The organism is Micromonospora sp. DT46, from assembly GCF_049841735.1.
GTDB classification, from domain to species: domain Bacteria; phylum Actinomycetota; class Actinomycetes; order Mycobacteriales; family Micromonosporaceae; genus Micromonospora; species Micromonospora reichwaldensis.
In genome coordinates this window covers 78522-90843 of sequence record NZ_JBNCKW010000008.1, presented here as the reverse complement: position 1 = coordinate 90843, position 12322 = coordinate 78522, and the positions used below count along the sequence as shown (strand labels likewise).

Annotated in this window: 10 protein-coding genes; all 10 read left to right on the top strand. The window is 72.2% G+C overall.

The features are described 5' to 3' along the window. Positions 1–12 precede the first annotated feature (12 nt). The 10 genes from ACLQ20_RS22625 to ACLQ20_RS22580 all read left to right on the top strand — a co-directional run bounded on the left by ACLQ20_RS22625 (position 13) and on the right by ACLQ20_RS22580 (position 12316). On the top strand, positions 13–474 hold the full coding sequence (locus ACLQ20_RS22625; protein ID WP_089000990.1) for a DUF948 domain-containing protein: 462 nt from the start codon (positions 13–15) through the stop codon (positions 472–474). Positions 475–502: 28 nt separating this feature from the next. After that, on the top strand, positions 503–808 hold the full coding sequence (locus ACLQ20_RS22620; RefSeq protein ID WP_132240143.1) for a hypothetical protein: 306 nt from the start codon (positions 503–505) through the stop codon (positions 806–808). Beyond that, the gene (gene alaS, locus ACLQ20_RS22615; RefSeq protein ID WP_425857626.1) at positions 805–3483 is read left to right on the top strand and encodes an alanine--tRNA ligase; all 2679 of its coding nucleotides are present in this window, start codon (positions 805–807) and stop codon (positions 3481–3483) included. The genes ACLQ20_RS22620 and alaS overlap by 4 nt, the downstream gene beginning before the upstream one ends. 73 nt (positions 3484–3556) lie before the next feature. Then, positions 3557–4018 carry a Holliday junction resolvase RuvX gene (gene ruvX / locus ACLQ20_RS22610; RefSeq protein WP_151456029.1) on the top strand — a complete coding sequence of 154 codons (462 nt, stop codon included), beginning with the start codon at positions 3557–3559 and terminating at the stop codon, positions 4016–4018. After that, entirely contained in the window at positions 4015–5223 is a 1209-nt protein-coding gene (gene mltG, locus ACLQ20_RS22605; RefSeq protein ID WP_151456030.1) for an endolytic transglycosylase MltG, read from the top strand. Before ruvX ends, mltG begins: the two co-directional genes overlap by 4 nt. Further along, a complete protein-coding gene (locus ACLQ20_RS22600) occupies positions 5223–6050 on the top strand; it encodes a shikimate dehydrogenase (RefSeq protein ID WP_425857624.1) in 828 nt (275 codons plus the stop codon). Before mltG ends, ACLQ20_RS22600 begins: the two co-directional genes overlap by 1 nt. A gap of 154 nt (positions 6051–6204) precedes the next feature. Beyond that, on the top strand, positions 6205–7905 hold the full coding sequence (locus ACLQ20_RS22595) for a DUF7594 domain-containing protein (protein WP_425857623.1): 1701 nt from the start codon (positions 6205–6207) through the stop codon (positions 7903–7905). Between the two features lie 221 nt (positions 7906–8126). Further along, positions 8127–10055, top strand: coding sequence for a hypothetical protein (locus tag ACLQ20_RS22590; RefSeq protein ID WP_151456033.1), 1929 nt, complete (start codon positions 8127–8129; stop codon positions 10053–10055). A 94-nt stretch (positions 10056–10149) separates the two neighbouring features. Continuing rightward, on the top strand, positions 10150–10701 hold the full coding sequence (locus ACLQ20_RS22585) for an acyltransferase (protein ID WP_151456034.1): 552 nt from the start codon (positions 10150–10152) through the stop codon (positions 10699–10701). Beyond that, a complete protein-coding gene (locus tag ACLQ20_RS22580) occupies positions 10694–12316 on the top strand; it encodes a lipopolysaccharide biosynthesis protein (RefSeq protein ID WP_151456035.1) in 1623 nt (540 codons plus the stop codon). The genes ACLQ20_RS22585 and ACLQ20_RS22580 overlap by 8 nt, the downstream gene beginning before the upstream one ends. The last annotated feature ends 6 nt before the right edge of the window (positions 12317–12322 follow it).

Genomic DNA, 12322 nt, shown 5'->3' with positions numbered 1-12322 from the left:
AGGAGGACAGGCGTGGGCTTTTTCGAGGTCGCGGCGCTGATCGCGGCGATCGCGTTCGCGATGCTGGTGCTGATCCTGACGCTGCCCATCCTGCGGCTGCGGCACACCGTGGACGCCACCACCCGGATGATCAACGACCTGAACGACCGGACCGCGCCGCTGCTGGGCGACGTGAACACCACGGTGAAGAACGTCAACACCGCCCTGGAGCAGGTGCAGACCTCCCTCGACGGGGTCAACCTCCAGCTCGCCAAGGTCGACACCATGACCAGCCACGCGCAGAACGTCACCGCCAACGTCGCGAACCTGGCGACTGTCGTCTCCGCCGCCGCCGCCAACCCGTTGGTCAAGGTGGCCGCCTTCGGCTACGGCGTACGCAAGGCCGCCTCCGCCCGGCGGCACGCCGAGACCGAGCGCGAGGTGCGCGACACCATCAAGCAGCAGCGGCGGGCCGCCAAGCGCGGCAACCGCTGATCCGGCACGACCAGGAGGAGCTTCGGAGATGAGGCGGTTGTTCTGGCTCGGCATCGGGCTGGCCGTCGGCGTGGTGGTGGTCCGCAAGGCCACCCGCACCGCACAGGCGTACACCCCGGCCGGCATCGCCAGCACGGTGACCGAATCCGCTGGCGGGCTGGCGGAGTCGCTGCGTAGCTTCGTGGAGGACGTCCGGATCGCGATGGCCGAGCGCGAGCAGGAGATCCACGAGGCGTTCGCCCAGGGCGAGGCGTTCGACGACCAGTTCGCCGAGCTGCGGGAGGACCCGCGCATCGGCGACCGAGAGATCTTTCCGGAGGAACACCAGCGATGAAGACGGCGGAGATCAAGCGGCGGTACCTCGCCCACTTCGAGGCGAACGGCCACACCGTGGTGCCGTCCGCTCCGCTGCCCGCCATCAGCGATCCGAACCTGCTGTTCGTCAACGCCGGCATGGTGCAGTTCGTGCCCTACTTCCTCGGGCAGCAGACCCCGCCGTACCGGCGGGCGGTCAGCGTGCAGAAGTGCATCCGTACGCCCGACATCGACGAGGTCGGCAAGACCAGCCGGCACGGCACGTTCTTCCAGATGAACGGCAACTTCTCCTTCGGTGACTACTTCAAGGACGGGGCGATCCCGCTCGCCTGGGACCTGGTCACCAAGTCCCAGGAGCAGGGCGGGTTCGGCCTGGACCCGGAGCGGATCTGGCCGACGGTCTACCTCGACGACGACGAGGCGTTCGAGATCTGGCGCTCGGTCGGGGTGCCGACCGAGCGGATCGTGCGCCGGGGCAAGGCGGACAACTTCTGGTCGATGGGCATCCCCGGCCCGTGCGGCCCGTGCTCCGAGCTGTTCTACGACCGAGGCCCGGAGTACGGCCGCGAGGGTGGCCCGGCGGTCGACGAGGACCGCTACATGGAGTTCTGGAACCTCGTCTTCATGCAGTTCGAGCGCGGCCCGGGCACCGGCAAGGAGGACTACCCGATCCTCGGTGACCTGCCGGCGAAGAACATCGACACCGGCATGGGCCTGGAGCGGATGGCCTCCATCCTCCAGGGCGTCGACAACCTCTACGAGATCGACGAGGTCCGGCCGATCCTCGACCGGGCCGCCGAGCTGACCGGCAAGCGCTACGGCGCACACTCCGGCCACGTCGCCAGCGAGTCGCACCCGGACGACGTGCGGCTGCGGGTGATCGCCGACCACGTGCGTACGGCGCTGATGCTGATCGGCGACGGGGTCACCCCGAGCAACGAGGGGCGCGGCTACGTGCTGCGCCGCATCATGCGCCGGGCGATCCGGTCGGTGCGGCTGCTGGGCTGGCAGGAGCGGGCGCTGCCCGAGCTGCTGCCGGTGGCCCGGGACTGCATGGCCCCGTCGTACCCGGAGCTGGCCGCCGACTTCGACCGGATCGCCGACTACGCGTACGCGGAGGAGGACGCCTTCCTGTCCACCCTGCGGGCCGGCACCACGATCCTGGACACGGCCATCGCGGAGACCCGCACCGCCGGCAAGCCGGCGCTGTCGGGTGAGAAGGCGTTCCAGCTGCACGACACGTACGGCTTCCCGATCGACCTGACGCTGGAGATCGCGGCCGAGCAGGGCCTGGCGGTCGACGCGGAGGGCTTCCGCCGGCTGATGGCCGACCAGCGGGCGCGCGCCAAGGCCGACGCCCAGGCGCGCAAGACCGGGCACACCGACCTGTCGGCGTACCGGTCGGTGCTCGACTCGGGCGGCCCGGTGCGGTTCACCGGCTATGGCGAGGTGTCCCGGGAGTCGACGGTGCGGGCGGTGCTCGGCGTCGACGGCCCCCGCCAGGCGGCGGTCGAGGGCGACACGATCGAGCTGGTGCTCGACGCCACCCCGTTCTACGCCGAGGGCGGCGGGCAGCAGCCCGACCTCGGCATGATCACCGTCGGTGGCGGCCAGGTCGAGGTGCTCGACGTGCAGCAGCCGGTGCCCGGCCTGATCGTGCACCGCGCCCGGGTGCTGCGGGGCGAGGTGCGGGCGGGGGAGACCGGCTACGCCGAGATCGACATCACCCGCCGGCGGGCGATCTCCCGGTCGCACACGGCGACGCACCTGGTGCACCAGACGATGCGCAACTTCCTCGGCGAGTCCGCCACCCAGGCCGGTTCGCTGAACGCCCCGGGTCGGCTGCGCTTCGACTTCAACACCCCCACGGGGGTGGCACCGAGCGTGCTGCGTGACGTCGAGCAGCAGGTCAACGAGGTGCTCCTGGCCGACCTGGAGGTGCACGCCTTCATCACCTCGCTGGAGGAGGCGCGGCGCATCGGCGCGATGGCGCTCTTCGGCGAGAAGTACGGCGAGGAGGTGCGGGTCGTCGAGGTCGGCGACTACGCCCGCGAGCTGTGCGGCGGCACCCACGTCTCCCGTTCCGGCCAGCTCGGCCTGGTGAAGATCCTCAACGAGTCGTCGATCGGCTCCGGGGTGCGCCGCGTCGAGGCCCTGGTCGGCATGGACGCCTTCAACTTCCTGGCCCGGGAGCACCTGCTGGTCTCCCGCCTCGCCGAGCTGTACCGGGTGCCCAACGACCAGGTCGCCGACCGGGTCGAGCAGACCGTGACGCAGCTGCGCGACGCCGAGAAGGAGCTGGAGAAGCTGCGGGCCCAGCTGGTGCTCGGTGGCGCGGCGGCGCTCGCGGCGCAGGCCAAGGACGTGGGCGGGGTCGCGTACGTGGGCACCGAGGCGCCGGAGGGCGCGGCCGGCAACGACGTGCGTACCCTCGCCCAGGAGGTCCGGGGCAAGATCGACCCGGCGCGGCCGGCGGTCGTCGCGGTGGCGGCCCGGGCCAACGGCAAGGCGTCGCTGGTCGTCGCGGTGAACCCGGCGGCGCGCAGCCGGGGCCTGGCCGCGTCGGACCTGGTCAAGGCGGCCTTCTCCGGGCGCGGCGGCGGCAGCCCCGACCTGGCCCAGGGCGGCGGCCTGCCGGCCGCCGAGGCGCCGAACCTGCTCCGCACGGTCGAGAAGGCGATCGCCGACGCGTGATACGTGCTCGTAGCGGCCAGGGCGGACCCGCGTGGTCCGCCCTGGTTCGCCGTTTCAGGGGGAGTCACCGACCGTGAGTGAGTTGTCCCGGGGTGTCCGGCTCGGGGTGGACGTCGGGCAGGTCCGGGTGGGGGTCTCCCGCTCGGATCCGCACGGCGTGCTGGCCACCCCGCTGGTGACCCTCGCCCGCGACCTCACCGCCGCCCCGGACGCGGTGCCGGCCGACATCGTCGCGCTCGCCGCGCTGGTGGCCGAGCACGAGGCGGTGGAGATAGTCGTCGGCCTTCCGGTCAATCTCGCCGGCAAGCACGGTCCCGCCGCCGTACACGTGAAGGCGTACGCTGGCCGACTGGCTGATGTAATAGCGCCCGTTCCGGTGGCGCTCACCGACGAGAGGATGTCCACGGTCGTGGCGTCTCGTAGGCTTGCCGAGCGTGGGGTCCGAGGAAAACGGCAACGAGCGGTGGTCGACCAGGCTGCCGCGGTGGAGATTCTGCAGAGCTGGCTGGACGCGCAGCGGAGGCGGACGCGATGATGGACGATCTTGACCTCGGGTTCGACGAGCAGGACCGGGGGGAGAAGGGCAAGCACCGGCGCGGCGCGGTGCGCAAGCGCAAGGGCAAGGACGGCTCCGGCGGCGGTGGCGGGCGGGGCAAGACGGTCCTGGCCCTGCTGCTCGCCATCGTCCTGCTGGGCGGCATCGGCGGCGGTGCCTTCTACGGCTTCGACCGCGTCCAGAGCTACTTCGTGACCCCCGACTACGACGGCGCGGGCACCGGTGAGGTGACGGTCGAGATCAAGCAGGGCGCGCTGATCGCCGACATGGCCAACGCGCTGGTCGCCGCCGACGTGGTGAAGAGCGCCAAAGCGTTCATCGAGGCCGCCGAGGGCAACGCCCGCAGCAAGAACATCCAGCCGGGCACGTACAAGCTGCGCAAGCAGATGAGCGGCGAGAGCGCGGTCACCGCGATGCTCGACTCGAAGAACCGGATCGTCAACGGGGTCACCATCCCGGAGGGCCGGACGGCGAAGAACATCTACCAGTTGCTCTCCAAGGAAACCAAGATCCCGGTGAAGGACTTCGAGGCGGCGGCGAAGGATCCGCTCGCGCGGGGCGTGCCGGACTGGTGGTTCAAGCGCACCGACAACAAGAAGGTCAAGCCGTCGATCGAGGGCTTCCTCTACCCGGACACCTACGAGATCCCGCCGAAGGCGACCGCCGAGACCATCATCGAGCTGATGGTGGAGAACTTCCTCAGCGTGGCCGGTGAGATGGAGTTCGCCGACCGGGTGCAGAAGGAGCGCAAGATCAGCCCGTACGAGGCGCTGATCGTGGCGTCGCTGGCGCAGGCCGAGGCAGGCCGCAAGGAGGACCTGGGCAAGGTCGCCCGGGTCGCCTACAACCGGGCCTACGGCGAGTTCCCGTGCAACTGCCTGGAGATGGACGTCACGGTCAACTACTACCTGGAGCTGACCGGGCAGAAGACCAAGACCTCCGCCGAGATGACCAAGGAAGAACTCCTCGACACGAAGAACCCGTACAGCCGCAAGCTGCGGGGAATGATCCCCACACCGATCAACAACCCGGGCAAGGAAGCCATGGCGGGAGCCATGGACCCGCCCGTGGGGAAGTGGCTCTGGTTCGTGGCGGTCGACAAGAAGGGGACCACGGAGTTCGCCGAGACCTACGACGAGCAGCTGAAGAACGAGGCGAAGGCCCGGGAGAACGGCGTCATCTGATGACGGCCGCACGGCGGGCGGGGGTGCTCGGCACGCCGATCGCGCACTCCCTCTCGCCGGTGATCCACAACGCCGGCTACGCGGCGGCGGGGTTGACCGGGTGGTCGTACACCCGGATCGAGTGCGCGGCGGCGGAGCTGCCGGACGTGGTCGCCGGCCTGGGCCCGGAGTGGGCCGGGCTGTCGGTGACCATGCCGGGCAAGGAGGCGGCGCTCGCGGTGGCCGCCGAGGTCTCGCCGGTGGCCGCCGCCGCCGGCGCCGCCAACACGCTGGTACGCCGACCGGACGGCTCCTGGTACGCCGACAACACCGACGTCGTCGGCATGGTCGAGGTGCTCACCGACGCCGGGGTGCGTTCTGGCGCGACGGTGACGGTGCTGGGCGCGGGCGGCACCGCCCGCGCGGCGGTGGCCGCGGCGGGGCGGCTCGGCGCCCGCGCGGTGACCGTGGTGGCCCGCCGCCCGGCGGCGGTCGAGGAGCTGCGCCCGGTGGCCCGCGCCGTCGACGTGCCGATGCGCGCGGCGGCCTGGGACGACGACGCGGCGACCCACCTCGGCGCCGACGTGGTGATCTCGACCGTGCCGAAGGGAGTCGCCGACCCGCTGGCCGTCGCGGCGGACTGGCGGCCCGGCACGGTGCTCTTCGACGCGCTCTACGACCCGTGGCCGACGCCGCTGGCCGCGTCGGCCGAGGCGGCCGGCTGCCGGATCGTCTCCGGCCTCGACCTGCTCCTGGCCCAGGCGGTGGGCCAGTTCGAGCACTTCACGGGCGTCGCCGCGCCCCGGGCGGCGATGGCCGCCGCGCTGGCCGCCGCCCGCGCCGCCTGACCGCCGGCGCGGGGGCGGGAGTGTCCCCTGTGGTCGTCCAGGGCATCCTTAGGCGACGGTTAAGACGCGCTTAGGTCCGGCTGTCGTCCCCACGTCACGCCGTGGCCGTGGTTACGCTGCTGACCGTCACCGTCCGACACACAGGGAGTACTCCTTGAGCAGGCACGGACTGCACCGCCTCACCCGGCACCCCGGCCCTCGGCGCAAGGCCGTCGTCCTCGGCGTGGCCGGCGCCACCGTGGTGGCCGGCATCGTGGCCACCACGATGCCGCTGCTGGCCGCCGACGACCTGTCGATCCCGGCGACCGCCGACACCACGGCGACGATGGTGTCGCAGGACGGCGACAACGGGGCGAAGACGACGCTGGCGACCTGCGCGGTCCGCTGCGACGGCAACCCCCGGGGCGGCCGGGAGGCCGTCGTCCAGTTCGCCGTGACCACCCTGCCGGCGGCGGCGGTCAACGTGCGGGCCACCCTGCGGGTGCACGCGTGGCAGGAGTTCCCGGCGACCGTGACCGCGCACGCCTCCGCTGTGGACGCCCGCGCGGCGCGGCCGACGCCGGCGCTGCCGGGGGCGGTCCTCGACACCGTCTCCGGGGTGGCGAAGGGCTTCAACGAGTGGGACGTCTCGGCCCTGGTGAAGGGCAACGGCACCTGGACGGTCTCGCTCGCGCAGACGGGGCTGGAGACCAGGATCTACTGGGCGTCGACGGAGAACCGCAACCCCGACCTGCGCCCGCGCCTGGAGATCCGCTACGACGTCGGCGCCCGGCCCACGCCCGTGGTGACCAGCGCCGCGCCGTCGCCGAGCCGGACGGTCGCGCCGAGCCCCGCGCCGCGGCCGACGCCCAGCGCCAGCCCCACCCGCGCCACCCCGAGCCCGTCGGCGAGCCCGTCGGCCGGTACGGACCGCTGCGGCGCGGTGTCGAGCAGGCTGGTGCCCTCCTGCGGCGCCTGGTGGGGGATGTACTCCCCGTCGAACGCCGGTGACGGCTGGGACCACGGCGCCGCGGTCACCGATGTCGAGGCGCAGGTCGGGCGCAAGTTCGACCTCGTGCACCGCTACCACGACTTCTCCAACGCCGGCAGCAACGGCGCCTTCCCCGACGCCTACCAGCGGCAGCAGATGCGCGAGGGTCGGCTGATGTTCTTCGCCTGGGAGTCGCGGATCTTCTCCTCCGGCACGGTGCTGACCTGGCAGGACGTCTACAGTGGCCGGTACGACACCACCATCGACGCGGTCGCCGGCCGGATCCGCGACACCGGCGTGCCGGTGTTCATGGGCTTCGACCACGAGCCGGAGGACGAGCCGGCCAAGGGCAGCGACGCCGACTTCGTCCGCGCCTGGCGGCACGTGCACGACCGGTTCGCCAAGGCGGGCGCCGACAACGCGGTGTGGGTGTGGACGATGATGGGCTGGTCGGGCCACTACGACCGCTACGCCGGCCTCTATCCCGGTGACCGGTACGTCGACTGGGTGGGCTACGACCCCTACAACTTCCACGTCTGCAACGGCAGCAAGGTCTGGAAGAGCCCGGCCACCACCATCGGCGGCTTCTACCGTTGGCTGGACGAGAACCGTCTCGGGGTCGGCAAGCCGCGGATGCTCGCCGAGTTCGGCACCAACTTCGACGCGGCCGACCCGGACGCGAAGCGGCGCTGGTTCGAGGAGTTCCCGGCGGCGCTGAAGGCGCACCCGAAGATCAAGGCGGCGATCTACTTCAACTCCCCGGGGATGACCCGCCGGTCGGACACCTGTGACATGACCATGAACCACGACGCCGCGTCGGTGGCGGGGTTCGCCCGCGCCGGCCGCGACAGCTACCTGCGGCAGCCCACCGGGGGCGCCCGCTGACACGGCGCGTTCACACTTCGACCCAGAGTGATACGGGCGAGTCGGACATCCGACTCCCTGTGTGCGGTGTCATGTTGCTGATGCAGTGACCGCCCAATCGGCGGATATCGCCGGCCTGGGTCGACCAGGCACGCTACGCGGGTTCTCTCCCGACATGGAGGCGTAGCGTGCCCGACATCCCGCTCTCTCGGCGATCCGCCGGACTCCGCACCCGGGCGGGGGTGGTCGCACTCGTGACCGCCGCCGCCGTGCTGGCCGTCCCCACCGGGACCTCCGCCGCCCTGGTGCCGGCGCCCGAACCGGCGACCCTGGTCTCGGCCAACCCGGCCGACGCCACACCGCACGCCAGGGACGGCGAGACCCGCGCCTTCGCGCAGGTCGGCTCCACGGTGTTCGTCGGCGGCAGCTTCACCCAGATCCGGCAGACCGCCAGCGCGGCGTGGACCACCCAGCGTTACCTCTTCGCGTACGACCGGGCCACCGGCACGATCTCGACCAGCTTCCTGCCGGTGCTGGACGGCGCGGTCAACACGCTTGTCGCCGGGCCCGGCGGCACGCTGATCGTCGGCGGCACCTTCAAGAACGTCAACGGCGTCTCGCGTAAGAACCTGGTGGCGCTCAACCCCGCCACGGGCGCGATCGTCGACAGCTGGGTCGGCCGCTCCGACGGCGGCACCGTCCGCGACCTGGCGCTGCACGGCAACTGGCTCTACGTGGCCGGGGCGTTCAACTGGCTCAACGGCACCGCGCACGCCGGGCTCGGCCGGCTCAACGCCACGACCGGCGCGATCGACCCGACCTTCAACGTCGACGCGACCGTCGGGCGCCACGGGACCACCTCGTACGTGTGGACGATCGACGTCGCCCCGGACGGCGGCACCCTGGCCGTCGGCGGCAACTTCACGCTCGTCAACGACCTGCCGCGCAACCAGATGGCGCTGGTCGACCTCACCGGCACCCCGGCGGTGCTCGACTGGAGCACTGAGAAGTTCGTGCCGCCCTGCGCGTCGCCGGCGACCTTCGTGCACTACGTGCAGGACGTCAAGTTCGGCGGCGACGGCAGCTGGTTCGTCGTCGGCACCAACGGCGGCTCGGGCTGGCCGGCCGCGTACTGCGACGCGCTGGTGCGCTTCGAGACCGCCGCCCGGGGCACCGGGCAGCTCGGCACCTGGGTGGACTACACCGGCAACGACACCATCACCTCCGTCGAGGTCGCCGACAACGTCATCTACCTCGGTGGGCACTTCCGCTGGCTGAACAACCCGAACGCCAGCGACACCGCCGGCAAGGGCGCGATCGACCGGCTCGGCATCGCCGCGGTCACCCCGGCCACCGGCATGCCGGTCAACTGGAACCCCCGCCGCAGCGGCAGCGCGTCGATGCCGGCCGGCACCAGCAACTGGGGCTCTTCCGTGCCGGTGCTCTGGCGCGGCAGCGACGGCCTCTACTTCGGCCACAACTCCGACGGCATGGGCAACGAGTACCACGGCCGGCTCGGGATGTTCCCGCTGACCGGCGGGCGCACCATCACCCCGAAGAACGCGCCGACCGCGACCACCGGCAACCTCTACGTCGGCACCGGCGCGGGCGAGCTGGCCAAGGTGCCGTTCGACGGGGCCAGCCTGGGCACCCCGACGACGGTCAGCCAGCCCAACTACACGGCGGCCGGCGCGACCTGGCGGGTGGACGACCGGATCTACTGGTCGCACACCGTCGCCGGCACCCCCACGGGCAGCCGGATCGACATCTCGCTGTTCAACGGCGGCGCGATCGGCGCCCCGTGGGAGGCGTCCGGCTACAACGACTGGTTCAACCCGGCGCTGATGACCGGCGCGTTCTACCTCGACGGGCGCCTCTACTACACCCGCTCGGGCGCCAGCGGCCTCTACTACCGCTACTTCGAGATCGACGGCAACTACCTCGGCGCCACCGAGTTCACGCTGCCCACCACCGGAGTCACCTGGTCGGCCGTGCGGGGCATGGCCTGGGTTGCCGGCCGGGTCGTGTACGGTGCCACCGACGGAACGCTGCGCAGCGTGCCGTTCGACCCGACGGCCGCCCCGGCGGTCGACGGAACGACGGCGACGGTGGTCCCGGCGACCGCCGGCGTGACGTGGTCAACGCCGTCGACCTTCTTCTCCGTGCAGTGACGGTCGACTGTTCGTAACGGAACATCGGTAGATTGTTCACGTTGGGCCGGCGACGGATCAGCCGTCGCCGGCCCGCACGACGTGGGGAGGGTCGTTGGTCGGCGCGGGTGGCAACCGCAGAGGGCTCGCGGTACGGGTCGTCTTCGCGGTCAAGCGCAGCTGGTACACGCTGCGCTATCCCCGGCTGACGCTGGGGCGGGGCGTGGAGATCCGCGGCCGGATCCGGCTGCGCCGGGGCGTACGGGTGAGCATCGGTGACCGCACCCGGATCAACAAGCTGGTCCGCTTCGCCGGTCCCGGCGAGGTGCGGGTCGGCGCCGACTGCCTGTTGAACGCCACCTGGATCGGCACCTGGACGTCGGTCACCATCGGCGACCGGTGCCTGCTCTCGGACTGCGAGCTGCTGGACAACGACTTCCACAACCTGCCCCCCGAGCAGCGGCACGACCCGCCCGTCCCGGCCACCCGCGCCCCGATCATGATCGAGGACAACGTGTGGATCGGGGCGCACGCCCTGGTGATGAAGGGCGTCCGGATCGGCCGGGACAGTGTCGTGGGCGCCGCCACGGTGGTCCGTACGGACGTGCCGCCGCGGGTCGTGGTCGCTGGAAATCCACAACAGACGGTGAAGAAGTTCAATGACTGACGCTTCCCCCGGTACCTGGGCCACGGACGTCCCCGCCAGCGGTGGCGGCACACCGGGCCGCACCGTCACGCTGACCGACCTGCTGCGCGTCCCGCTGCACCGGATCCGGCTCGTCGGGGCCGTCGCCGCGATCGGCCTGCTCGCCGCGATCGGCTACGTGGTGCTCGTACCGGCCGCCGTGTCCGCCAGCGCGGTCGTGGCGGTGCGTCCCGTCGTCACCGACGCGTTCACGCCCAGCGGCGCCGCCGCCGACCGGGCGGTGAACATGAACGTGGAGAGCGGCATCGCCACGGGCACCGACGTGGTGCAGCGGCTGGCCGACTCGGGAGACCTGGACCCGCGCGAGGTGCGCGACGCCCTCGAGGTCGAGGTGCCCACCGGCGGGCAGATCCTGCGCTTCGTCTACCAGGCCCCCACCGCGGAGCAGGCGGTCGAGGGCGTCAACCTCGCCGCCCAGGCCTACCTCGACGTGCGCCGCACGATGTACGAGAAGCAGCGCGAGGAGATGCTGCGCTCGTACGACGAGAGCATCGCCAAGGTCGCCGCCCAGCAGGCCGCCCTCCAGAAGCGGGTCAACAACGCCCGCGAGGGCACCGTCGACGCCGCGGTGACCGAGCTGACCGGCATCAACAACCAGCTCACCCAGCTCAACGCCGCCCGCACCGAGATCGCCGCCGTCGACGTCAACCCCGGCTGGGTCACCCAGAGCGCCGAGCGGGCCCTGGCCTCCACCGCCGGCAACGGCCCGCTCTACCTGCTCGCCGGCCTGCTCGGCGGGACGCTGCTCGGCGTGGTGCTGGCGTACGCCTGGGAGTCGATGGACCGGCGGATCCGGTCGGTCGACGACGGCCGGGACGCCACCGGGCTCCCGCTGCTCGGCACGGTCCGCAGCCGCCGGTGGCGCGGCGGCAAGGAGGCGGTCGACGCCGACATCCGGTACGTGGCGATGGCCATCGCCGAGCGGGTGCGCCAGCCCGCCCGGGTGTCGCTGCTGACCGCCCGCGAGGAGGACCCCACGGCCATCACCGCCGGGCTGGCGGTGGCGCTGGCGGCCGTCGGCCGGGAGGTCTTCGTCGCCGACGACAGCGGGCGCGCCGACCGGCTGCGCAGCACCGTGCTCGCCGACCGGGAGCGGCTGCCCGCCGCGGCGGACCCGTCCCGCCCGCTCGTCCCGAAGCCCCGGCCGGCCGGCTCGACGACGGACGGCAAGAGCGGCGGCACCACGGAGCCGGCCGCGGCCCGTCGCCCGTCGCCGCACCCCATCGGCGCCCGCCCGTCCACCGACCCGGACGCCACGCTGACCCTGCCCCGGGTCACCTCGACGGCGGCCGGCGAGAACGGCAAGGCGTCGAGCACCGACCCGGTGACCGTGGGCGCGGGCAGCGTCCGGTTCGGCATCTGGCGGCAGGGCGCCGACCACAGCCTGGTGCTGTTCAACGCCCCGCCGGCGGAGTCCGACGAGCGCGGGGTGGCCGTCGCCCGGCAGGGCACGGCGGTCGTGGTGGTCGAACAGGACCGGACCCGGCAGGGCGACCTGCGCCGCCTCGTGGAGCGGCTGCGCGCCGCCGGGGTCACCCCGCTCGGCTTCGTGTTGACGCGCTGCGGCCGGGGCTGATCCGTG